This is a genomic window from Streptomyces sp. CB02400, from assembly GCF_001905725.1.
In the GTDB taxonomy this organism is placed as follows: domain Bacteria; phylum Actinomycetota; class Actinomycetes; order Streptomycetales; family Streptomycetaceae; genus Streptomyces; species Streptomyces atrovirens.
The window spans coordinates 18,779-41,810 of record NZ_LIWB01000023.1; the positions used below are offsets into that span (position 1 = coordinate 18,779).

The 23,032-nt window shown below is 71.4% G+C and carries 18 protein-coding genes; 4 read left to right on the forward strand and 14 right to left on the reverse strand.

Features of this window, described 5'->3' with window-relative positions:
• Positions 1–244 precede the first annotated feature (244 nt).
• The 3 genes from AMK33_RS35735 to AMK33_RS35750 all read left to right on the forward strand — a co-directional run bounded on the left by AMK33_RS35735 (position 245) and on the right by AMK33_RS35750 (position 5,327).
• Positions 245–2,263: a hypothetical protein gene (locus AMK33_RS35735; protein ID WP_079195089.1), complete on the forward strand. Its 2,019-nt coding sequence runs from the start codon at positions 245–247 to the stop codon at positions 2,261–2,263.
• A 143-nt stretch (positions 2,264–2,406) separates the two neighbouring features.
• Entirely contained in the window at positions 2,407–3,786 is a 1,380-nt protein-coding gene (locus AMK33_RS35740; RefSeq protein WP_073937190.1) for a DUF3500 domain-containing protein, read from the forward strand.
• A gap of 1,184 nt (positions 3,787–4,970) precedes the next feature.
• Positions 4,971–5,327 carry a cation transporting ATPase C-terminal domain-containing protein gene (locus AMK33_RS35750; protein WP_158075156.1) on the forward strand — a complete coding sequence of 119 codons (357 nt, stop codon included), beginning with the start codon at positions 4,971–4,973 and terminating at the stop codon, positions 5,325–5,327.
• Positions 5,328–5,705: 378 nt separating this feature from the next.
• On the opposite strand, the gene AMK33_RS35755 is transcribed toward AMK33_RS35750, so the two are convergent.
• From AMK33_RS35755 to iolC, 9 genes are read right to left on the reverse strand one after another with little or no spacing between them, the layout of a single operon-like run.
• A complete protein-coding gene (locus AMK33_RS35755) occupies positions 5,706–6,584 on the reverse strand; it encodes a sugar phosphate isomerase/epimerase family protein (RefSeq protein ID WP_073937192.1) in 879 nt (292 codons plus the stop codon).
• Positions 6,581–7,600 carry a Gfo/Idh/MocA family oxidoreductase gene (locus AMK33_RS35760; RefSeq protein WP_073937193.1) on the reverse strand — a complete coding sequence of 340 codons (1,020 nt, stop codon included), beginning with the start codon at positions 7,598–7,600 and terminating at the stop codon, positions 6,581–6,583. The genes AMK33_RS35755 and AMK33_RS35760 overlap by 4 nt, the downstream gene beginning before the upstream one ends.
• Positions 7,601–7,647: 47 nt before the next feature.
• Positions 7,648–9,072 (reverse strand): sugar porter family MFS transporter, encoded by a 1,425-nt coding sequence (locus tag AMK33_RS35765; RefSeq protein WP_073937194.1) that lies wholly within the window; start codon positions 9,070–9,072, stop codon positions 7,648–7,650.
• Positions 9,073–9,081: 9 nt separating this feature from the next.
• Entirely contained in the window at positions 9,082–10,032 is a 951-nt protein-coding gene (locus AMK33_RS35770; protein ID WP_073937195.1) for a TIM barrel protein, read from the reverse strand.
• A gap of 24 nt (positions 10,033–10,056) precedes the next feature.
• Entirely contained in the window at positions 10,057–11,547 is a 1,491-nt protein-coding gene (locus AMK33_RS35775; RefSeq protein WP_073937196.1) for a CoA-acylating methylmalonate-semialdehyde dehydrogenase, read from the reverse strand.
• 21 nt (positions 11,548–11,568) lie between these two features.
• Positions 11,569–13,446 (reverse strand): 3D-(3,5/4)-trihydroxycyclohexane-1,2-dione acylhydrolase (decyclizing), encoded by a 1,878-nt coding sequence (gene iolD / locus AMK33_RS35780; RefSeq protein WP_073937197.1) that lies wholly within the window; start codon positions 13,444–13,446, stop codon positions 11,569–11,571.
• Positions 13,443–14,339 (reverse strand): 5-deoxy-glucuronate isomerase, encoded by an 897-nt coding sequence (gene iolB, locus AMK33_RS35785; protein WP_073937198.1) that lies wholly within the window; start codon positions 14,337–14,339, stop codon positions 13,443–13,445. Before iolB ends, iolD begins: the two co-directional genes overlap by 4 nt.
• Positions 14,336–15,205, reverse strand: a complete 870-nt coding sequence (locus tag AMK33_RS35790) for a Cgl0159 family (beta/alpha)8-fold protein (RefSeq protein ID WP_073937199.1) — start codon at positions 15,203–15,205, stop codon at positions 14,336–14,338. Before AMK33_RS35790 ends, iolB begins: the two co-directional genes overlap by 4 nt.
• Positions 15,206–15,209: 4 nt before the next feature.
• Positions 15,210–16,163 carry a 5-dehydro-2-deoxygluconokinase gene (gene iolC, locus AMK33_RS35795; RefSeq protein WP_073937200.1) on the reverse strand — a complete coding sequence of 318 codons (954 nt, stop codon included), beginning with the start codon at positions 16,161–16,163 and terminating at the stop codon, positions 15,210–15,212.
• Positions 16,164–16,377: 214 nt separating this feature from the next.
• Here iolC and AMK33_RS35800 point away from each other — a divergent pair, with 214 nt between their 5' ends.
• A complete protein-coding gene (locus AMK33_RS35800; RefSeq protein WP_073937201.1) occupies positions 16,378–17,373 on the forward strand; it encodes a LacI family DNA-binding transcriptional regulator in 996 nt (331 codons plus the stop codon).
• Between the two features lie 244 nt (positions 17,374–17,617).
• Here the strand turns inward: AMK33_RS35800 and gndA are convergent, their stop codons facing one another.
• Genes gndA through AMK33_RS35825 form a run of 5 tightly spaced genes read right to left on the reverse strand, consistent with a single transcriptional unit; the run spans position 17,618 to position 22,694 of the window.
• A complete protein-coding gene (gene gndA, locus AMK33_RS35805; RefSeq protein WP_073937202.1) occupies positions 17,618–19,069 on the reverse strand; it encodes an NADP-dependent phosphogluconate dehydrogenase in 1,452 nt (483 codons plus the stop codon).
• A 33-nt stretch (positions 19,070–19,102) separates the two neighbouring features.
• Entirely contained in the window at positions 19,103–20,146 is a 1,044-nt protein-coding gene (locus tag AMK33_RS35810) for a zinc-binding dehydrogenase (RefSeq protein ID WP_073937203.1), read from the reverse strand.
• A 14-nt stretch (positions 20,147–20,160) separates the two neighbouring features.
• Positions 20,161–20,931, reverse strand: a complete 771-nt coding sequence (locus AMK33_RS35815) for an SDR family oxidoreductase (RefSeq protein ID WP_073937204.1) — start codon at positions 20,929–20,931, stop codon at positions 20,161–20,163.
• Between the two features lie 60 nt (positions 20,932–20,991).
• Positions 20,992–22,059: a D-2-hydroxyacid dehydrogenase gene (locus tag AMK33_RS35820; RefSeq protein WP_073937205.1), complete on the reverse strand. Its 1,068-nt coding sequence runs from the start codon at positions 22,057–22,059 to the stop codon at positions 20,992–20,994.
• Positions 22,056–22,694, reverse strand: coding sequence for an RraA family protein (locus AMK33_RS35825; RefSeq protein WP_079195090.1), 639 nt, complete (start codon positions 22,692–22,694; stop codon positions 22,056–22,058). The genes AMK33_RS35820 and AMK33_RS35825 overlap by 4 nt, the downstream gene beginning before the upstream one ends.
• Between the last annotated feature and the right edge of the window lie 338 nt (positions 22,695–23,032).

Sequence of the window (23,032 nt, forward strand, 5' to 3'; positions counted from 1 at the left end):
TCCATGAAGCCTCCTGTCCGGGTGAGCGGTGTCACCCAAGGTACTTGACACAACAGCCGGTACTCCTGGCTAATGGCGACCGATAACGATTTCGGTCGACCGCCGCAAGCGCCTGAGAGAGGTCATTTCACATGCACTCATGGTACCGAAACCGTTGTCGTCTCCGACTGCTGTTTGGTCATCGCCGCCATCCTCTGCGGCCTGCCCCTCCTCCAGCGTCACCACGTGAAGGGATTCTCCTCCGGTGCCCTCAAAGGATGACATCGCCACCTGGACGTTCGGCCCAGGCAGCGTCCAACTGCACTCCGGCGCACCGGGGCAGTTCACCGACCCCGCCCAGCCGGACCGCCGCTTCCTCCTGGACGACCGCACGCCCTGGCATTCCGTCGAGCACACCTGGGGCTCCGGACACCTGGTGACCGACGCCGGCGCCGGCCGCTGGAACGCCCCCGACAGCATGGAGAGCGGTCCGGACCGCATCCGTCTGCGGCACGCTCCGATCACCGACATAGTCGTGGACACGACCCGATGGGTGGAGAACGACCAGTACCTGGAGCGGTACACCTTCACCAACACCGGGCCGACCCGGCGGACGATTCGCGGCCTGGGAATCCAGACGCCCTTCGCCGACCTGTACGAGAACGCCGCAGCCGCCCTGCGCACCGCCGTGCACGCCCACGTCTTCACCGGCGGCAGCTGGTCCTGGGTCCTCGCCCAGCCGGTCTCCGGAACCGGACGCTGCCTCGGGCTGGTGGTCCGCTCCGGCCGGCTCTCCGGCTACTCGATCGAAAGCCGCAACACCACGACCCTGTCGAACGTCCGCGGCCACCTCGTCCTGAACGTGACCGATCACGCCGCTCATCCGACCGCCTTCGGCGGACAACCCCTCATCGAACTCGCCCCCGGCCGGTCCTACACCCTCGAATGGGCCCTGGTCTGGTACGAATCCGCCGAGGACTTCGAACGACGCAACCCCGCACCGGTCGAGTTCACCTCCCTGGCCACCGAAGTCGGCCACGACCTGACGATCCCGGCCACCGGCGTCACCGCCCTGTCCGACCACGTCCGCGTCCGCCGTGACGGCGACGCCACCGTGCTCACCTCCGCCGTCCACGAACCCGTCACCGTGCGCATCGGCGACGCCTTCACCGAGATCCTCTTCCACCTGCCGGTGCCCGAACTCGTACGGCGGCGCGTCGCCTACATCTTGGCCCACCAGCGCTCACCCGAACGCCCGGGTCTGCTGCGCCACGCATTCGTCCCCGTGGACACGAGCACCGGCCTGACCACCCTGACCAACGGGTGGTCCGACTGGACCGACGGCTCCGAACGCATCGCCATGCCGATCCTCCTGCTGCTGGCCAGGCAACAGGGCTGGATCGCCCCGCGGACCGCCGACCCGCTCGTGGAAGGGTGGGCCGCGTTCGCACGCGGCCACCTGCTCGACGACACCCTGGCGCCCCGTCGCGGCTCCCAGGCCCACCACGTCGGAACCCGCCTCTACGACGCCCCCTGGCTGGCCACGTTCTTCCTGGAACACCATCGAGTCCACCGTCGACCCGAGCAACTGGACACAGCCGCCCGCATCCTCGAACGCGCCTACGACCTGGGCGCCGGACGCCACCTGGCGATCGGCCTGTCCGAGACCGTCGCGGAGGCCGCGGGCGCTCTGGACAGGGACGGCCAGAAAGAACGAGCAACGCGACTACGCGAGGAAACCGTACGGTCGGCGCACTACTTCATCGGCCTCGGAGACCAGCTTCCCGAACATGAGGTCGCCTACGAACACGCCATCATCGCCCCCTTGTTGAACCTGCTCATCGACGCCTGGCGCATCACCGCCGACCCCCTCCTGGAGAAGGAGATCGCCGAGCGACTGCCCTGGCTGCTGGCCTTCAGCGGACGCCAGCCCCACATCCGCCTGCACGGCGTCAGCATCCGGCACTGGGACGGCTACTGGTTCGGCCAGGACCGGCTCTTCGGCGATGTCTTCCCGCACTACTGGAGCGTGCTGACCGCGAGCGCCCTGTACCGGCTCCCCCCGCGCCTGCGCACCCCGCACACACAGCACGTCGCCCGCTCGTCCCTGCTGGCCAACCTCGCCAACTACCGTCCCGACGGCTCGGCGACCTGCGCCTTCGTCATGCCCAGCACCGTCGACGGACGGCAGGCCCACAAGGACGACCCACTCGCCAACGACCAGGACTGGCACCTGGTCACCTGGCTCAGACTCGCCCGCAACGACAACGTGCCACTGTCCTGACACCGGACGACGACATGAGCCGGCGAGCGGTGGCAGCCGAACGGTTCACGCCGATGTGCCTCCGGACGCGGCCTCGCGGTCTCATCGCTGGTTCACAGAAAGATCTTACGGAAAAATAAGGATCATGGGCGAGTGTCAGGTTCATGAACGCACACCATCCCCGTACCCCCGCCGCCGAACGCACCCGCCGCTGGTTCATGAACCGGTCGCTGCTGCTCGGCGGCGCCGCCGCCGTGGCGACCATGACCGGCTGCTCCGCCGGGTCTTCGGACACGGCCGGCTCCGCTTCCGGTGCCGCCCAGAGCGGGATGCCGTCCGGTGGGCCCGGTGGCGCCGGAGGCATGGGCCCCGGTGCCACCGAGGTGAAGTACGCCGACTTCAAGGGCGTCACCACCGACGGGAAGGTCGTCGACGACCTGTTCTCGATCCACTCCACCGGTGTCTCGACGGACGCCGTGGTGAAAGCCGCGCAGGCGTTCCTGGACGGACTCAGCGCCAAGGTGCGCCGGGCGTCCGTGTTCGACGTGGACGACGACGAGTGGCTGGCCTGGAGCAACGTCGACGGCTACGCACGCGAGGGCGCCCGCATGGGCGACCTGACCGAGAAGCAGCAGAGCCTCGGTTACGCGCTGCTCGGCGCGGCGCTGTCCGCCGACGGGCTGGCCCAGACCCGCAACATCATGAAGCTCAACGCGTTCCTGGGCGACTACAACGGCGGCGGGAAGGAGACGCTGACCGAGGGGCACTACTACTTCACCTTCATGGGAACCCCCTCCACGACCAAGCCCTGGGGCTTCCAGTACGAGGGCCACCACGTGGCCATCAACTACTTCGTGCTCGGCGACCAGGTCGTCATGTCCCCCACCTTCATGGGCTCGGAGCCGACCTCGGCCACCTACAACGGCGAGAAGATCACCCTTTTCAAGCCGGAGACCAAGGCCGGTCTGGCACTGCTGCGGTCCCTGACCTCCGCGCAGCGCAAGAAGGTGATCTCCACCGACGAGAAGGGCGGCACCGACATGGTGGCCGGCGCCGGCCAGGACAACCTGGAGCTGGCCTACCAGGGCCTCCCCGCCAAGGAGTTCACCTCCGCCCAGCGTCAGAAGCTGCTCGACCTGGTCGGCGTCTACGTCGGCTACATGGACGACGGTCACGCCGCGGTGAAGCTGAAGGAGGTGGAGGAGCACCTCGACGACACGTACTTCTACTGGATCGGCGAGAGCGAGGACTCCTCCGCGTTCTACTACCGGGTGCACAGCCCCGTCGTGCTCATCGAGTACGACGCCCAGTCCCCGCTGGCCTACGGCGAGAACGCCCAGATGGGCGGCGGCGCCCCCAGTGGCCAGCCGTCCGGCATGCCGAGCGGCCAGCCCACCGGTATGCCCAACGGCGGTCCGGGAGGCGGCATGGGTGGCATGGGCGGCACCCCCACCCAGCAGCACATCCACACCATCATCCGCACGCCCAACGGCGGCGACTACGGAGTGGACCTGCTCAAGCTCCACCTGGAGACCGACCACTGACGCACGGCTCCCACCGCCTCACGTCCGGCCCGCGCTCTCCGCGGCGTAACGCCGCACCTGAGGGACTCGTGGCAGCCGTGCTGGGGTGCACACCGACGTGTGCACCCCCGGCCGTGCCGGAGTCAGCCGATCTCGGTGACGCCGTACGGGGTCAGAGCACCAATCCGACGGAACCCGTTGGCCTGGACGGTGCGAGTGGACAGCGCGCCGGGGAGGGTGCGCAGTCGGTCGATGAGGGGACGGGACCGTTCTGTTTCCGTGTCCCCGGCACCTTCAAGTGGGCTGTGCCTACGCACCCGACCAGGCGGGTGCTCAGGGCCGGTCCTTCCACCGCGATGTGTGCGGCCGTCCCGTGCGTCAGCGGAGTGGGTACCACTCCTTCGTCCGAGCGGACGTCCCCGTGCGCGTACTGGGCGGAGTCACCGTCCAGTGACCTGAGTCAGAGATTCACCGTTGGTCGGGTACGAGTCGTACGGGTCCGAAGATTCCGCCGTTGTCGGTCACTGATGCCCAGCGGGCGGCGCTGGAGGGCTGGCTGCGCCACCGTACGACGGCTTGCTCCGGACACGGTCCGTTCGCCGGTCGCCCGGTGCCGGAACCGGTCGTGACGGAAATGATCGGCGCGGCCCGTGCGGAGGGCGCGTACCTCGAGGTTCCCGACATCATGGGAACCCGGCGTCTGCTGCAGTTGACCCGGGTGGGTGAGGTCCGCAACGCACCCCACCCGGGTCGCACGGCCGAGATGCGCACCTCGGCTCACCGCCTCGGGACGGGACACCGGCTACGGCATCCCCGTGACCGCCGCAGGGGCCCTGGACGCGTCCGGACGGATACCGACACGGGATTCACCGGCCGGCTGCCCGTACCGCACCTTCCTGCCCCGCACCTCGAACGCCACGCGCAGGCAGCGCTGTTGTGGACGGCGTGGGACCGGCGGGAGGACTGGTCGTCGGCGGGCCAGGCGCTGCAGCACGTGCTGCTCACGGCGACCTCGTACGGGGTGCGCACCTCGATGTCGCGTCAGGCGAGGGAACGGACGGATCCGCGGGCGGCTACGAGCGGATCACGGCAGCGCCGCTGCCCGCAGGTCCTGATCCGGTCCGGCTACGGCCCCGAGGGCGGCCGCACGCCGCGCGCGGCCGCGCACGCCACACCGGGGGCGGCTCATCGCATGGTGCGCGCCCGTGATCTCGCCTCCGGTGACCGGCCCGGACTCGACGCGTACGAAGACCCCGCCACGTACGGGCATCCAGGAACGTGGGCCGGTCCGCGAGAGCCGTTCGTGCTCCATGGGGCGCCACCATCTGCACAACCGCACCCTCTGGGCCTGCCTGGCGGCAGTGCTCGTCCTCCGGATCACCGCCGTCCAGGCCCCGTTCGCCCAAGACGTCTTCGACACCGTCGCCCTCAGCACCGCCCAACGGGCCGTCTACCTGCTCACCTCCTCCAGCGTGCTGCTGACAGAACACGCCCGGCGCGCCGTGTACTCACGGCACGGCAACGCACCTGACGCGGGCGAGGCGAGCCGCCTCGAGAACTGAACGGACGGCCGGCACAGTCACCGCATGCCCGAGGGAGGAGCCGAAGCACGAGCCCGCGCGACGGTCATCCCGACGATCTGTCCAACGACCGCTGGAAGCTGATCGAACCCGTGCTGTCCACTCAGTGGTCCCGGCCCGCCGGGACCACTGGGCATCGGCCGCCCGCCCGTGCACGGCCTGCGGCTCATCACGAACGCCGCCCCTCACGCGTACCGCACCGCGATCCCCTGGCGCGGCCTGCCCACACTCGTACGGGCTGCTTCGGCAGGGGCCGGGGGCCAGGCGCGTGCCCGCACGACCGCGGCCCGCTGAACTTCCTCCGCCACAGCCGATCACCGGTGACCGCACATCCACCGCTCACACGACGGGACGGGTCGTTCACCTCGTGGAAGGGGGACCAAGCTCCTTCCCTATGCGCTCACGCATGAAGGCCGCCGACTCCCGGGCCCGTTCCTCCCAGGCGAACACGCAGGCCGTGGCGACGCCGTCGAAGTCCAGCTCGCGCAGCGTGCCGAAGAAGGCGTCCCAGTCGACCTCCCCCTGGTCGATGTCCAGGTGCTGGTGGATACGGGCGGCGGTCCCCGGGGGGTTGAGTATGTAGCGCAGGCCGGAGGAGGCCTTGTGGTTGAAGGTGTCGGCGATGTGGACGTGCTTCAGCTTGTCACCGGCGTAGCGCATCATCGCCGCGACGTCCGCGTTCGGGTCGGCGCCCGAGAGGTGGAAGGTGTGCGGGGCGCAGTACAGGTAGTTCACCCAGGGCTTGTTGACGGCGCGGACGAGGTCGACGGCGGGGGTGTTCTCCTCGCAGAAGTCGTCCGGGTGCGCCTCCAGGTTGAGCGCGATGCCCTCGCGTTCGAACAGCGGCAGCAGCTCCTCCATGGAGCGCCAGAAGGCGGCCTCGCTCTCGGCGGCCCGCTCGGGACGGCCGTTGAACTCCGAGTTCATCAGCGGGCATCCGAGCTGAGCGGTGATCTCGATCATGCGCTTCCAGTAGCGCACGGCCGTCTGCCGTTCGGTCTCGTCGGGCGAGGACCACTTGTACAGCGGCAGCACGGAGGACAGCTGGACACCGTGGGCGCGCAGCGACTTCTTCAGCTCGGCGACGCGTTCGTCGTCGGCCCGCGGGTGCAGGAAGAAGGGCATGAAGTCGTCGCGCGGGGACAGTTCGATGTACTCGTAGCCGAGTTCGGCCACGGTGCGCACCATCTCGTCGACGGGCAGGGCGCGGAACATGTACGGGTCGATGGCGATCTTCACGCGGTGCCTCCGTAAAGGGCGGGGCGGGGCTTCATGTCCACGGTGACGACGGCGGAGTGGGACTCGAGCGAGCGGACCGCGGCGTCGGTGATCACCGTGGCGGCGTAGCCGTCCCAGGCGGACGGGCCGGTGGGCTCCGTCCCGTCCGCCACCGAGGCGGTCCACTCGCGGAACTCGGTGTCGAAGGCGTCCTTGAAACGGTCCTTCCAGTCCTGGAGCACCACGGTGCCGTGCCGGCCCGCGGCGCGGACCCCGACACCGGCCGGGTCGGGCAGCCGCACCAGGCCCGACTCGCCGACGGTCTCGCACTGGATGTCGTAGCCGTACTGGCAGTTGACGAAGACCTCCAGGTCGATGCGGACGCCGCTCGCGGTCTCGAAGAGCATGAGCTGCGGGTCCTTCAGGTGCGCGAACCGCTTCGCCGTGGAGCGCGGTGTGATCACCTGCGCCGAGACGATCTCGTCGTCCAGGAGCCAGCGCAGGACGTCGATCTCGTGCACGGCCGTGTCCTGGGCCGCCATGGCCGAGGTGTACGACTCGGGGACGGTCGGGTTGCGGTGCGCGCAGTGCACGAGCAGGGGGGCGCCGATGCCGCCGGCGGTGACGACCTCCTTCATCTGCCGGTATCCGGCGTCGAAGCGGCGCATGAAGCCGACCTGGACCAGGCGGCGTCCGTGGGCGCGTTCGGCTTCGACGATGCGCAGACAGTCCGCGGCGGTGGTGGCCAGCGGTTTCTCGCAGAAGACAGGCTTGCCGGCCGCGACGGCGCCGAGGACGTGTTCGGCGTGGGTGGGGCCCCAGGAGGTGACGAGGACGGCGTCCACGTCGGGTGAGCCGATCAGCTCGGCCCCGGTGGGCAGCGCGGTGGCACCGCAGCGGGCCGCGACCTCGGCGGCGCGGGCCGCGTCGATGTCGGTGACGGCGCTGACCCGGGCGCCGGTGACGACGTCGGTGAGCCGCCGGATGTGGTCCTGGCCGATCATTCCGGCGCCGATGACGCCTACGCGTACAGTCATGGGTTGACCCTTCGTGGCCCGTGGTCGGGCCATCGGTGGTGGGGAGTTCAGGAGAATCGGGCGCGCAGTTCCGCTTCGAGGGTCTCGAGCGTGCGGCCCTTGGTCTCGGGCACGTACCGCTTCACGAACGCGAGGGAGAACAGGCCGGCCACCGCGAACAGGAAGAAGGTGGCGGAGACGCCGACGCCGGAGACCAGGGACGGGAAGACCAGGCCGATGGCGAAGTTCGTCAGCCAGAGCACCACCGCCGCGATGCCCATGCCGAAGGCGCGCATCCGGGTCGGGAAGATCTCCGACAGCATCAGCCAGGTCACCGGGGAGATCGCGCCCTGCTGGAAGGCGAGGAAGGTGACGGTCATGGCGAGCACGGCGAACGCCCGGCCGGCCCCCTCCGGGAGCGTCAGTGAGAAGACCCCGATCAGCAGCAGGGCGCCGGTGGTGCCCAGGAGACCCGTCATCAGCATCGGGCGGCGCGGTACGCGGCCCAGCAGCCAGATGCCGACGAAGGTGGCGACGACCGAGATGACGCCGTTGGCGACGTTCGCCGTCAGGGCGCTGTCCGAGGCGAGACCCGCGTCGGTGAGGATCTGCGTGCCGTAGTACATGATCGTGTTGACGCCGGTGAGCTGCTGCACGATCGCGATGCCGAAGCCGACGAACATCAGTCTGCGCAGCCACGGCGTGGCGCGCATGTCCCGCCAGCCGCCCAGCCTCTGCCGCTCGTCCTCGACGGCCTGGGCGGAGACCTCGTCGAGTTCGGCCCGGGCCCGTGCCTCGGCCCTGACCTGCCGGAGCACGGCGAGCGCCTCGCCGGAGCGGCCCCGGGAGGCCAGCCAGCGGGGGCTCTCCGGCATCACCAGCATCCCGAACCACAGGACGACGGCCGGGAGCGTCGCGATGACCAGCATGTAGCGCCAGACACCGTCGGACTCGCCGCCCACCCGGGCGATGACCGCGTTGCAGGTGAAGGCGAGCAGCTGACCGCTGACGATCATGAGTTCGTTACGGGTGACCAGGGCGCCCCTGCGTTCGGCGGGTGACACCTCCGCCAGGTAGACGGGCACGGTCACCGACGCCCCGCCGACCGCGAGCCCGAGCAGGAACCGCGCCGCGATCATGGCCTCGGTGGTGGGGGCCAGGGTGCAGCCGAGCGCCCCGACGAAGAAGAGCACGGCGAGCAGGAGGATGGTGCGCCGGCGCCCGCGGGCGTCGGACAGCCGGCCGCCGGCGACGGCGCCGAGGGCCGCTCCGAGCAGCAGCGAGCTGGTGACCATGCCCTCGGTGACGGGGGTGAGACCGAGGTCGTCGGTCATGTACGGCAGGGCGCCGTTGATGACGCCGGTGTCGTAGCCGAAGAGGAGTCCGCCGAAGGTGGCGATGAGGGTGATGACCCGCAGTCGGCGGTTGACCGGCCCGGACGGGGCGTCGGTGGTCGTGGGTGGTGCCGTGGTCGCGTCGTCCTTGACGTCCATGGCGGCCTCCTACCGGGAGTGGTTCGGGCGTCGGGTTCCGGTGAGGCCGCAGCCGGCCAGGTGCTCCCGGGTGGCCACCGCGATGGGCAGCGGCACCTCGGGCGCGCACGGGTACAGGTCCTGCTCGACGATGACGAACAACTCGGCGTCCAGCAGGGACAGTTCGGCGATGACGTCGCCCGGGTCCGGTACCCCCGCGGGCGGTGAGACACAGACGCCGCGCTTCACGGCCTCGCCGAACGACAGGTCCTCGGCGGCGACCTGCGCGAGCACCTCCGGGTCCATCTGCTTGATGTGGACGTAGCCGACGCGCTCGCCGAAACGGCGGATCAGGTCGAGGTTGTCACCGCCCCCGTAGGCGACGTGCCCGGTGTCCAGGCAGAGGTTCGTGTACCGGCTGTCGGACTCGTTCAGCAGCCGCTCGATCTCGGGCTGGGTCTGGATGTGGCTGTCGGCGTGCGGGTGCAGCACGAGCCGCACGTCGTACTCGTCGAGCAGCAGCCTGCCCAGCCGGTCGGCGGCCCGGCCGAAGCCCGCCCACTGCTCGGCGGTCAGCTCGGGCGGTTCGGTGTACGCGCCGGTCCTCTCGTCCCGGTACATGGGCGGGATGAGGACCAGGTGGTGGGCGCCGGCCGCGGCGGTCAGCGCGGCGACCTGCCGGACGTGGGCGAGCATGTCGTCCCACGCCTCGGGGCGGTGCAGCGCGCCGAACGCGGTGCCGCCGGAGACCTTCAGGCCGCGCACGGCCAGCTCCTCGGCGAGGACGGCGGGTTCGGTGGGGAGGTAGCCGTAGGGGCCGAGTTCCAGCCACTCGTAGCCGGCCCGGGCCAGCTCGTCGAGGAACAGGGTGTACGGGACCTGGTGTGCGTCCTCGGGGAACCAGACGCCCCAGGAGTCGGGGGCGGAGCCGAGGCACAGGTTGCCCGCGACGATGCGCGGGGAGGATGGCGCCGTTGCCATGGTGTCTCCTCTGGAGTGGGCGTTTCAGCTGGAGGTGGGGAAGGTGAATCCCGCGGCGACCTGCTGGGCCGGCCGGGGCCAGCGGCTGGTGACGACCTTCGGGCGGGTGTAGAAGCGCACGCCCTCGGGACCGTGGATCGGGGAGTCGCCGATGAGCGAGTCCTTCCAGCCGCCGAACGAGTAGTACGACATGGGGACGGGCACCGGCACGTTGATGCCGATCATGCCGACGTCGACGCCGCGCTCGAAGCGGCGGGCGGCCTCGCCCGAGTCGGTGAACAGGGCGGTGCCGTTCCCGTACGGGTTGGCGTTGATCAGCGCGATCGCCTCGTCGAGGGTGTCGACGCGGACGACGGCGAGGACGGGCCCGAACAACTCCTCCTGGTACGCGTCCATCTCGGCCGTGACGTGGTCGAGCAGCGACGGGCCGGTGAAGAAGCCGCCCTCGTACCCGTCGACCTTGAGGCCGCGGCCGTCGACGACGACGGTGGCGCCCTGGGCGGCGGCGGTGCCGACCGCGTTCTCGACCCGCTCCCGGGCCGCCTCGGTGACGAGGGGGCCCATCTCGGTGCCGGCGGCGTCCCCGGGGCCGACCTTCACCTCGTTCGCCTTGCGTTCGAGGATCTCGACGAGCCGGTCGGCCGCGTCTCCCACGGCGACGGCGACGGAGATGGCCATGCACCGCTCGCCCGCGGAGCCGTACGCGCCCGCCGTGATGTGGTTGGCGGCGAACTCCAGGTCGGCGTCGGGCAGGACGACCGCGTGGTTCTTCGCGCCGCCCAGGGCCTGGACGCGCTTGCCGGCGGCGGTGGCCCGCTCGTGCACGTACTTGGCGATCGGGGTGGAGCCGACGAAGGACACGGCCCTGACACCGGGGTGGTCGAGGAGGGCGTCGACGGCGTCCTTGCCGCCGTGCACGACGTTGAACACACCGTCGGGCAGTCCGGCCTCGCGGTAGAGGCCGGCGACGAAGTTCGCGGCGGAGGGGTCGCGTTCGCTGGGCTTGAGGATGAAGGTGTTGCCGGTGGCGATGGCGATGGGGTGCATCCACAGCGGCACCATCGCCGGGAAGTTGAAGGGGGTGATGCCCGCGACCACGCCGAGCGGCCGGCGGAAGTCGCGCACGTCCACGCCGCGCGAGACCTGGTCGGAGAAGCCGCCCTTGAGCACGTCGCCGAGTCCGCAGGCGAACTCGACGACCTCCCGGCCGCGGACGATCTCGCCGCGCGCGTCGTCGACCGTCTTGCCGTGCTCGGCGGAGATGATCCGGGCCAGCTCCTCCTCGTGTTCGGCCAGGAGCTGCCGGAAGGCGAACATGACCTGGGTGCGCTGGGTGAGGGACGACTCCGACCAGGTGTCGAAGGCGCGGGCGGCGGCCGTGACCGCGGCGTCGACCTCGGGGGCGCCGCCCAGGGCCACCCGGGCCTGCTCCTGTCCGGTGGCCGGGTCGAACACGGGGGCGGACTGGCCGCCGGGGACCGACGAGCCGTCGATCCAGTGCGGGATGAGCTTCACGTGAGTGGTTCTCCGATTCCGTTACAGGTAGTGGCGCTGGTTCTGCTTGTGCGCGGCGTACGTCTCGTGGGCGGCGCGGGTGGAGTCGAGGGCGGAGACCTCGCTGACGGGCACGTCCCACCAGCCGTGGCCGGGCGGGTTGGGGCCGTACAGGTCGGTCTCGACGTGTACGACGGTGGTGCGGTCGGCGGCCTTCGCCTTCTCCATCGCGGCGCGGAACCCGTCGACGGTGGTCGCGTGCAGGACGTCCGCGCCGAGCGAGGCGGCGTTGGCGGCCAGGTCGACGGGGAGGACGTCGCCGTCGAGCAGCCCGGAGTCGCCGCTGCGGTAGCGGTACTTGGTGCCGAACCGCTGCGAGCCGAGGGACTCCGACAGCGAGCCGATGGAGGCGAAGCCGTGGTTCTGGACGAGGACGACGACGACCTTCAGCCCTTCGGAGACCATGGTGACGATCTCCTGGGCCATCATCAGGTAGGAGCCGTCCCCGACCAGGACGACGACCTCACGGCTCGGGTCGGCCATCTTCGCGCCGACGCCGGCGGCGACCTCGTACCCCATGCAGGAGTACGCGTACTCGACGTGGTACGCCTTGGGGTCGCGGGCCCGCCAGAGCTGCTGGAGGTCGCCGGGCATCGAGCCGGCCGCGTTGATGACCACCGCCCGGTCGTCCAGGACGTCGTTGAGAGCGCCGAGGATCTCGGTCTGGGCGGGCAGCGGGCCGTGGCCGACGGTGAAGCAGCCCTCCTCGATCTCCCGGTTGCGGGCGATGAGCCGGCGGGTGGCGGCCCGGTACTCCGGCGTCACCTCCCAGTCGCCGAGCGCCGCCGCGAGCGCCTCGACGCCGAGACGGGCGTCGGCCACCAGGGGCTCGGCGGAGTGCTTGACGGCGTCGAGGCGGGCCACGTTGAGGTTGACGAAGGCGACGTCGGGGTTGCCGAAGACGGTGTGGCTGGCGGTGGTGAAGTCCGAGTAGCGGGTGCCGATGCCGAGGACGACGTCGGCGTCCTTCGCCAGCTCGTTGGCGGCGTACGCGCCGGTGGAGCCGATGCCGCCGACCGCGCACGGGTGGTCCCAGGCCACCGCGCCCTTGCCGGCGTGGGTGTCGGCGACCGGGATGCCGGTGGCCTCGGCGAAGGCCCGCAGCGCCGTCTCCGCCCCCGAGTACACGGCGCCGCCGCCGGCAACGATCAGCGGCTTCTGCGCGTTGCGCAGCAGGGCGGCGGCCCGCTCCACGGCGGCCGGTTCCGGCACCGGGCGGCCGACGTGCCACACCCGGCGGCGGAAGAAGGAGACGGGCCAGTCGTACGCCTCCGCCTGCACGTCCTGCGGCAGCGCGAGGGTGACCGCGCCGGTCTCCGCCGGGTCGGTCAGCACCCGCATCGCCGCGAGCGCCGCCGGGACGAGCTGTTCGGGCCGGGTGATCCGGTCGAAGTACTTCGAGACGGAGCGGAAGGCGTCGTTGACGGTGACGTCGCCGCCCCGCGTGTCCTCCAGCTGCTGGAGCACCGGGTCGGCGGCCCGGGTGGCGAACATGTCCGAGGGCAGCAGCAGCACCGGGATGCGGTTGGTGGTGGCCAGCGCCGCACCGGTGATCATGTTGGTGGAGCCGGGTCCGGTGGACGCGGTGCAGGCGAAGGCGGACAGCCGGTCGCGCATCTTGGCGTAGGCGACCGCGGCGTGCACCATGCCCTGCTCGTTGCGGGCCAGGTAGTAGGGCAGGTCGGCCTCGCCGGTGGTGGCGGCCTGCAGCAGCGCCTGTCCGATCCCGGCCACGTTGCCGTGCCCGAAGATGCCCCAGGCGCCGGGGATCAGCCGCTGTTCCCGGCCGTCGCGCTCGCTGTACTGCTGGGCGAGGAAGCGCACCAGCGCCTGCGCGGTGGTGAGTCGTACGGTGTTCATCGCGTCCTGTTCCCTCCGAAGGGCAGCCGGTCGTCGACGTCCTGCTGCTCCCAGGTGGAGCGCACCCAGCCGTGGGCGGGGTCGTCGCAGATCAGCCAGGCCCGGTCCTGACCGGGGCCGGCCATGACGTTGAGGTAGTAGAGGTCGTATCCGGGGGCGGCGACGGAGGGGCCGTGCCAGCCGTGCGGGATCAGGACGGTGTCGCCGGAGCGGACCTCGGCGAGCACGTCGATCGGCCGGTCCTCGGTGCCGTACACCCGCTGGTAGCCGAAGGCGTCGGCTCCGCCCGCGACCTCGAAGTAGTAGATCTCCTCCAGCTCCGACTCCACGGCGATGCCGTGCTCGTCGGTGCGGGCCTCGTCGTGCTTGTGCGGCGGGTAGGAGGACCAGTTGCCGCCGGGGGTGAGGACCTCGCAGACCAGCAGATGGTCGGCGTCGAAGGTGCCCGGCAGGCAGTAGTTGTTGACCTGGCGGGAGCAGGCGCCGGCGCCGCGCAGCTCGACGGGCACGTCCTCCTTGCGCCCGTACCGGGCCGGGAGGCCGCTCCGCCCGGTACGGGCGGAGGGCAGCGCGAAACGTCCCCCGTGCGCGCTGCTGACGACGGCCTCCGACGCCCGGGGCAGGTACGCGAAGTCGGTGGCCGAGGTGAACACGTCCGTGCGGCCGTCGAGTTCGAAGGCCCGGCCGGCGACGGTGACGGTGCAGCCGCCGGACAGCGGCAGGACCAGGAACTCGGACTCCCCGGTGGACAGGGCGTGCGCCTCCCCCGGCGCCAGGGTGAGCACCCTGAGCCCGGAGTGTCCCCAGCCGGCCGACTCCGGTGTGACCAGGAGGTCGTAGGGGCCCTCGGCCGCGGTGCCCGCGGGCAGGTGGTACTCGCTCGTCGTGCTCACAGCAGGCTCACCGCCCGGTCCACGGCGCCGGCGACGTCGCCGTCCGAGGGGTAGAGCAGCGAACGGCCCACGGTCAGGCCCTGCGCGGTCGGACACTTCAGCGCCCTGCCCCAGGAGGCGAACGCCGCACCGGGGTCCTTCACCTCACCGCCCAGCAGCACCGCGGGCAGCGTCGAGGAGGCCAGCACCCGCTCCATGTCCTCGACGACCGGCAGCTTCAGCCAGGTGTAGGCGGTACGGCGGCCGAGACCCGAGGCGATCGTGACCGACTTGATGACGGCGTCGGGAGAGAGGTCGTTGCGGACGCGCCCGTCGTGCCACCCGGACAGGAAGGGCTCGACCATGGCGATCAGCCGGCGGTCGTTCAGCTCGTCCACGGCGTGGGCGGTGTTCTCCAGGGCGGACGGCGTCGCCGGGTCGTCCAGGGCGATACGGGTGAGCATCTTGCCGCCGTCGAAGCCCATCGCCGCGATGGTCTCGGCGTCGTACCCGGTGAACCGGTCGTCGATCTCGAAGACGGAACCGGCGAGCCCGGCCCTGTTCATGGACCCGAAGACGCTCTTGCCGTCCAGGACACCGAGGAGCAGCAGGTCCTCCAGGATGTCGGCGGTGGCCAGGACCCCCGTGACGCCGGGGCGCTCCAGGGCCACGCACATGCGGTCCAGGAGTTCGAAGCGGTCGGCCATGGCGGACGGGTCGCCGCCCACGGCGTTGGCCCCGCGCGCCGGATGGTCGGCGGCGATGATCATCACCTTGCCGTGCTGCCCGAAGGGCGAGGTGGCCCTGACCCGGCGGGCGGCGGCGGCCGCGACGGCACCGGGGTCCTTCGCCCGGGTGTCCACGACCCGGCTCACGATGCGGTTCACGTGCTCAGGCCTCACGGCTCGCCCCCCGCAGCGCGGCTTCCACCTCGGACTCGGTGGGCATGGCGTCCGAGCAGGCCAGCCGGCTCGCGACGACGGCCCCGGCGGCGTTGGCGAACGTCACCGTACGGCGGGTGTCCCAGCCCGAGAGCAGCCCGTGGCAGAGCGCGCCGCCGAACGCGTCGCCGGCCCCGAGCCCGTTGACGACGTCCACCGGCACCGGAGGTATCTCGGTCGCCGTCCCGTCCCGGTCCATGGCCAGGACGCCGCGCGGGCCCTGTTTCACGACGGCCAGTTCCACGCCCGCGGCGAGCAGCGCCTTCGCGGCGGCGTACGGCTCGTGTTCGCCGGTCGCCACCGCGCACTCGGCGAGGTTCCCGACCGCCACGGTGGCGTGGCGCAGCGCCTCGGCGTAGTGCGTACGCGCCTGCGCCGCGTCGGGCCAGAACATGGGACGCCAGTCGAGGTCGAAGACGGTGGTGCCCGACTTCGCGCGGTGCGCCAGCGCGTGCAGCGTCGCCGAACGACTGGGGTCCTCGCTCAGGCCGGTGCCGGTGAACCACAGGATGCGGGCGGCGGCCACCGCGTCCAGGTCCAGGTCGTCCGGCCGGATGTCCAGGTCGGGAGCCTTGGGGAGGCGGTAGAAGTACAGCGGGAAGTCGTCCGGCGGGAAGATCTCGCAGAAGGTGACCGGGGTCGGCGCGATGTCCGAGGTGCCGACGAAACGGGTGTCGACGCCGTACCCGGTGAGCGCGGTGCGGACAAAGTCGCCGAACGGGTCGCGTCCGGTCTTGGTGACGACGGCGGCGCGGCGTCCGTGGCGGGCGGCGGCCACGGCGACGTTGGTCGGGCTGCCGCCCAGGTACTTGCCGAACGAGGTGACTTCGGCGAGTCCCACCCCGGTCTGGAGCGGATACACGTCCACTCCGACACGGCCCATGGTCAGCACTTCGAACGACATCAGGCTGGGGTCCCTTCGTTCCGGGATACCGGAGTTGCACACAGGAAACAGGTGAGGAAGAGGTACTGGCGCGCTCTACTAGCGCGCTCTAGTGCGAGTACGATGGCCCCTGTTCAAATGTCATGTCAATAGCTCGTTGCCGCGAAATTTCGTGGCCGGGTCACGAGAGGGCGTGGAGTCACAGTTGAGTGCAACGGGCAAGCAGCGCCCCACGATGGCGGACGTCGCCGCCAGGGCGGGCGTCTCACGAGCGTTGGTCTCGATCGTCTTCCGCAACCAGCCGGGCGCCGGTCAGGAGACCCGTGACCGGGTGTTGCGGGTGGCCGAGGAGATCGGGTACCGGCCCGACAACGCCGCCCGCCTGCTGGCCCGCGGACGCAGCCGCACCCTGGGCGTGATGTTCACCGTGCACCACACCTTCCACGCCGACCTCGTCGAGGGCATCTACCCGGAGGCCGAACGGCGCGGCTACGACGTGCTGTTGTCCGCGACCGCCCCCGGCCGGGACGAGATACAGGCGGTCGAGGCGCTGCTCGCCCACCGCTGCGAGGCGGTCATCCTGCTCGGGCCGGACGCCGGGGCCGCGCGGCTCGACGAGCTGGGCCGGCGCACCGTCGCGGTGTCGGTCGGCCGGCGGGTGCGCGACGCCCGGATCGACAGTGTCCACACGGCCGAGAACAAAGGCGTGCGGCAGGCCATGGACCACCTCTTCGACCTCGGACACCGCCGTATCGTCCACATCGACGGCGGCCGGGGCCCCGGGTCGGCCGAGCGGCGGCGCGCCTACGGAGCGGCGATGCGGCGCTACGGGCTCCAGGCGGAGACGCGGGTCCTGGCCGGCAGCCACACGGAGGAGTCGGGCATCGAGGCGGGGCGCCTGCTGGTGGCGGAACGCGAGCGCGGCACGCCGTTGCCGACCGCGGTGCTCGCCGCCAACGACCGGTGCGCACTGGGCCTGTTGATGGCGTTCGCGCGGGCGGGTGTCGAGGTGCCGGGCGAGGTGTCGGTCGTCGGTTACGACGACAGCCACCTCTCGCACCTCATGCCCGTCGGCCTGACGACGGTCCGCCAGGACGCCGTCCTCATGGCCGAGCGGGCCGTCGGCTTCGTGGTGGACCGGCTGGACGAGGAGAACCGGGAACCGAGGGAGGCGGTCATCGAGCCGAAACTGGTGGTGCGGGACACCACCGGGCGGCCGGCGCCCGGCTGAGGAGGAGGCGGCCGGGAGGGACGGCTCGTCGGCGCCGGGACGACCGGAAGGCGGACGGGCACCGGGCGGGCGGCCGAGGCGACAGGGCCCGAGGTCTCGGAGGCATCCGCTACAACGGCGCACGACGGTCCGGGCGGGACCCGCGATGGTCCCGGGGAACGGGGTGACGGCTGTCCTCCCGGCCGTCGGCGTCGCGACGGCGTCGGCCGTCCATGTCGGGCCGGACATGGACGGCCGACGGTGGTCAGTGTGAGGCGGTGTCCGTCCGGACCTCACCGCGGTCACCGGACCAGAGGGTGTGGAACGTGCCCTCCCGGTCGGTGCGCCGGTAGGTGTGGGCACCGAAGAAGTCGCGCTGGCCCTGGACGAGCGCGGCGGGGAGGCGGTCCGCGGCGAGCGAGTCGTAGTAGCTCAGCGCGGAGCCGAACCCCGGTACCGGGATGCCGGAGCGGGCGGCGGTGGCGACGATGCGGCGCCAGGCGTCCTGGCCCTCGGTGACGGCCCTCGCGAAGTACGGCGCCTCCAGCAGCGTGGCGATGTCCGGGTCTTCGGTGTACGCCTCGGCGATGCGGTCGAGGAAGCGGGCGCGGATGATGCAGCCGCCGCGCCAGATGCGCGCGACGCGGTCCTTGTGGATGTCCCAGCCGTACCTCTCGGCGCCGGCGATGATGGCGTCGAACCCCTGCGCGTAGGCGACGACCTTCGACGCGTAGAGCGCCTTGGCGACGTCCTCGGCGAAGCCGGGGCCGGCTTCCTGGAGCGCGGGGCGGGCGATGCCGAGCCGGCGTACGGCCGCGCGTTGGTCCGGCTTGGAGGAGACGGCGCGGGCGAAGACGGCCTCCGCGATGCCGCCGACGGGGACGCCGAGGTCGAGGGCGTTCTGCACGGTCCACACGCCGGTGCCCTTGGAGCCGGCCTGGTCCAGGACGACGTCGACGAAGGGCTTGCCGGTGCCGGGGTCGACCTGCCTCAGGATCTCGGCGGTGATCTCGATCAGGTAGGACTCCAGCGGGCCCTTGTTCCACTGGGTGAAGACGTCGGCGATGGCGTGCGGTTCGAGGCCGCCCACCGTCCGCAGCAGGTCGTACGCCTCGCCGATGAGCTGCATGTCGGCGTACTCGATGCCGTTGTGGATCATCTTGACGAAGTGGCCGGCGCCGTCGGTGCCGACGTGCGTGACGCAGGGTTCACCGTCGGCGACCGCGGCGATCGAGGAGAGGATCGGGCCGAGGGTCTCGTAGGACTCGGCGGACCCGCCGGGCATGATCGAGGGGCCCTTGAGGGCGCCTTCCTCACCGCCGGAGATGCCCACGCCGGCGAAGTGGATGCCGGTCGGGGCGATGCGCCGCTCGCGGGCGATGGTGTCCTGGAAGTTGGCGTTGCCTCCGTCCACGATGATGTCACCGGGCTCGAACCGCTCGACGAGCTGGTCGATCACCGCGTCCGTGCCCGCGCCGGCCTGCACCATGATGATCGCGGTGCGCGGCCGGGCCAGCGAGGCGACGAAGTCGTCGATGGACTCGGCGGCGACGAACCCGGCCTCGGGGTGGGCCGCGACGAGTTCGGCGGTGCGGGCGGGGGTGCGGTTGTGGACGGCCACGGTGTTGCCCTCGCGGGAGGCGAGGTTGCGGGCCAGGTTCGCGCCCATCACCGCCAGTCCGACGACACCGATGTTGGCCGTTGCGCGGGTGGTCATGTGTGGTTCTTCCGTTCGGTGGGGACGGTCGCGTCAGAACGCGAGGAGGACCTTGCCGGAGACCGAGGCGTCGGCGGCGACGGCGAGCGCCTCCAGGGCGTCGGCGGCGGGGAAGCAGTGGGTGACGACCGGTGCGACGGCGAGGGAGCCGTCGCCGAGGGCCGCGATGACGTCGTCGATCTCGTCGTTGAAGCGGAAGGAGCCGACCAGGTTCAGCTCCCGGGTGATGGCGTGGGCGATCTGCACCGGCTGGTCTCCCTGGGGAAGCAGGCCCACCATGACCACCGTGCCGCCCCGGGTGGCGCCCTTGAGGGCGGAGGCGAGGCCCCGGTGGTTGCCGGAGGACTCGATCACCACGTCGGCGTCGACGGCGGCGATCGCATCGGCGTCCGCCGCGTCCAGGGTCCTGGCCGCCCCCACCTCGGCGGCGATCCGGCGGGGCGTGTCGTGCAGGTCGACGGCCACGATCTCGCCGGCGCCGGCCCGCTTGGCGACCGCTACGGCGAGGGCGCCGATGGGGCCGCTGCCGACGACGAGGACGCGCTTGCCGCGCACGTCGCCCGCCCGCGAGACGGCGTGCCAGGCGACGGCGGCCGGTTCGGCCAGGGCGGCGACGCGCAGGTCGAGGTTCCCGGGCAGTTCGCGGAGCATGGCCGCGGGCAGGACGACCTCGCGGGCGAAGGCTCCCTCGGTGTGCGGGAAGCGTGCGGCGGAGCCGAGGTAGCGCACGCCCGGCGAGAGGTTGGGCCGGTCGTGGGGGAAGCGGACGTCGGTGGGTTCGTGCCGCGAGGGGTGGACCGCGACGCGGGTGCCGGCGGCCGGGCCGCTGCCGTCGGACGCCGCCCGCAGGACGGTGCCGACGACCTCGTGCCCGAGGACCATCGGGGCCCGCAGCACGGACTCGCCGACGGCGCCGTGCTTCCAGTAGTGCAGGTCGGAACCGCAGATCCCGCCGAAGGCCACGGTGACGACCGCCTCGTGCGGTTCCGGGGCGCGCAGGCCGGTCTCCTCGACCCTGACGTCGCCGGCACCGTGGGCGACGACCGCGGTGGTGGTGTGGGTGAACCGGGTGGACACGGAGGGTTCCCTTCTCAGACGACGACCGTCATGCCGCCGTCGACGAAGACGACCTGGCCGTTGACGTAGTCGGAGGCGCTGGAGGCGAGGAAGACGGCGGGTCCGACGATGTCGGCCACCGTGCCCCAGCGCCGGGCGGGGGTACGGCCGAGGATCCAGGAGTTGAACTCCTCGTCGTCGACGAGGTTCTGGGTCATCTCGGTGTGGATGTAGCCGGGGGCTATGCCGTTGATCTGAAGTCCCTCGCCGGCCCATTCCGCCGTCATGGCCCGGGTCAGGTTGCGCAGGGCGCCCTTGGCCGCGGTGTAGGGGCCGATGGTGGGGCGGGCGAGGTCGGTCTGTACCGAGCAGATGTTGATGATCTTGCCGGCGCGGCGCGGCAGCATCCGGCGGGCGACCTGCCGGCCCGTGACGAAGGCGCCGGTGAGGTTGGTGTCGAGCACTCGCTGCCAGTTCTCCCGGCTCACCTCGAGGAGGGGTTCGCGGTGCTGGACCCCGGCGTTGTTGACCAGGACGTCGACCGGGCCCACCTCGGACTCGACCGACGCGAGGGCCGCCGCGACGGCGTCCTCGTCGACGATGTCGAAGGCGCGGGCCGCGACGCGGTCCTCGCCGAACCGTTCGGCGAGCGCGGCGCGGGCGGCTTCGAGGCGGGTGGAGTCGACCCCGTTGAGGACGAGGGTGGCTCCGGCTTCCGCGAGGCCGGTGGCGATGCCCAGTCCGATGCCGCGGCTCGATCCGGTGACCAGGGCTGTTCTGCCGGTGAGATCGAAGGAGGAGGTCATGCGTGGTGGTCTTCCTGGTCGTTCGGTCGTCAGGTCGGGTGCGGTGGGGTTCGGTGGAGCTCAGTAGAACTCGACCGTGTTGACGCGGTTGAGGAGTGACTGCCCGTCGAGGAGGCGGGTCGCGTTGGCCGCGAAGAGTTCGGCGATGAGCCGGTCCTCCGCCGCGTCGAGCGCCGCGGTGTGCGGGCTCACCAGCACCCGGCCGTCGTCCCAGAGCGGGCTGTGCGCGGGCAGCGGTTCGGTCTCGAAGACGTCCAGCGCGGCGAAGCCCACCCGCCCGGAGTCGAGCGCGGCGACCAGCGCGGCCTCGTCGACCACGGTTCCCCGGCCGACGTTGACGACCGTGGCGCCCGGCTTGAGGGCGTCGAGGAACCGCTTGCCGAGCAGGTGGTGGGTGGCGTCGGTGCCGGGCAGCGTGTTGACGACGGCGTCCACGTCCTGGGCCAGTTCCGTGATCCGGTCGGGGTGGACGACGCGGGAGACGCCGGGGACGGTGACGTCCCGGCGGCTGGTGCCGACGACCGTCGCGCCCAGTGCGTCCAGTGACGCCGCGACACGGCGGCCGATCCCGCCGAGGCCCAGCACGAGGACGGTCTGCCGGTGCACCTGGCCCATCGTCCAGCGGCCGCTCCATTCCCGCGCCCGCTGCTGGCGCTGGAGCCGGGGCAGGTGCTTGGCGCCCGCGAGCACGCCGAAGACGGCGAACTCGGCCAGCGGACGGCCGTGCACACCGGCGGACGTGGTGAAGGCGACCCGGTCCAGCTCGCCGACGTCGAGTCCGGCGGCCTTGACCTGTCCGCCGCCGCCCGCGGCCATCGTGTGCACCCAGCGCAGCCGCGGGTTGGCCCGTACGGCGCGCGCCAGGGCGGCGGGGTCGACGTCGGGTATGCCGTACAGCGCGTCGGCGGAGTCGATCGCCGCCTCGTAGGCGCGCTGCTGTTCGGGGGTGCGGTGCCAGTCGGGGTCGCCGGCGAAGTCGGCGGGCCAGCGCATCGGGGGCAACAGCGCGGGGTCGACGACGAGGTCGACGCGCGGCTCCAGCTCCTGGACGCGGGCGCGGTTCTCCTCGGACAGCGGGGCGGCCACCGCGACGCGCAGGCGTTCCGGTGACGTCGGCGCGGCGGTCACCTGGCGGCCTCGGCGCGCAGCGTTTCGACCTCGGCGTCCAGGGCGGCCTCCCGGGCGACGACGGCCTCGACCGCTTCGAGTGCTTCCTCGGCACGATGCGGCGGGATGACGATGACCCCGTCACCGTCGGCGGCGATGATGTCGCCGGGGTGAACGACGACACCGCCGATGGCGACCGCCTCGCCGATGGTGCCGGGGCCGTTCTTGAAAGGACCGGCGGGTGTGAGTCCGCGGGCGAAGACCGGGAAGGCGAGGTCCTCGATGATGGCGGCGTCGCGGACATAACCGTCCACGACCGCGCCGGCCGCGCCGTGGACGGCGAAGCGCTGGGCGAGGTTGTCGCCCATGATGGCCCGGCCGTCGTAGCCGAACGCGTTGATGACCAGCATGTCGCCGGGGCGGATGTGCTCCAGCGCGGCGATCACGGCCTTGTTGTCGCCCGCCACGGAGAGGACCGGCAGCGCCGTGCCGACGGCCTTGGCGCCGTTCCAGACAGGCACGATGCCGCCGTCGACGATGTTCAACCGGTCCAGGGCGTCACCGAGGTTGGCCACCGAGTGGGCCCGGAACCGGTCCAGCAGTTTCTCTTCGACGCGGTTCCACTCGGTGTGGACGCGCACGTTGTCCTGGGTCATCGGCATCTCCTTGCGAGGAACTGATCGCGGTGGCGACGTGGGTGGCCGTGGTCGCCGTGGTCGCGCCGGCGCCACGGGGCAGAAGACAGGGGGAGGTACCGCCGCCACCCAGAAGTGCGAAAACTTTCGCGTTTCGCTTGGGTCAGTCTGCATACATCCGTGGCACAGCACAAGGGTGAGCCGCGCTCGGACCGCCTTCCGGCTCCTGTTTCAGGCCGGGAATCACAACGGAAGCCGAAGGTTAACTTCGAGGCAACACGAGTCCTTGACCGCCGCGAGAATGCGAACCTATTCTCATTCGCGATTGAAGTCGCATCTTGGGCGCGGCGCTGTGATCC

Coding starts and splice junctions, on each gene's coding strand:
- AMK33_RS35740 (WP_073937190.1), top strand. CDS start 2,407: ATGAACGCACACCATCCCCGTACCCCCGCCGCCGAACGCACCCGCCGC.
- AMK33_RS35760 (WP_073937193.1), bottom strand. CDS start 7,600: ATGACTGTACGCGTAGGCGTCATCGGCGCCGGAATGATCGGCCAGGAC.
- AMK33_RS35765 (WP_073937194.1), bottom strand. CDS start 9,072: ATGGACGTCAAGGACGACGCGACCACGGCACCACCCACGACCACCGAC.
- AMK33_RS35770 (WP_073937195.1), bottom strand. CDS start 10,032: ATGGCAACGGCGCCATCCTCCCCGCGCATCGTCGCGGGCAACCTGTGC.
- iolD (WP_073937197.1), bottom strand. CDS start 13,446: ATGAACACCGTACGACTCACCACCGCGCAGGCGCTGGTGCGCTTCCTC.
- iolC (WP_073937200.1), bottom strand. CDS start 16,163: ATGTCGTTCGAAGTGCTGACCATGGGCCGTGTCGGAGTGGACGTGTAT.
- AMK33_RS35800 (WP_073937201.1), top strand. CDS start 16,378: ATGGCGGACGTCGCCGCCAGGGCGGGCGTCTCACGAGCGTTGGTCTCG.
- gndA (WP_073937202.1), bottom strand. CDS start 19,069: ATGACCACCCGCGCAACGGCCAACATCGGTGTCGTCGGACTGGCGGTG.
- AMK33_RS35815 (WP_073937204.1), bottom strand. CDS start 20,931: ATGACCTCCTCCTTCGATCTCACCGGCAGAACAGCCCTGGTCACCGGA.
- AMK33_RS35825 (WP_079195090.1), bottom strand. CDS start 22,694: ATGACCCAGGACAACGTGCGCGTCCACACCGAGTGGAACCGCGTCGAA.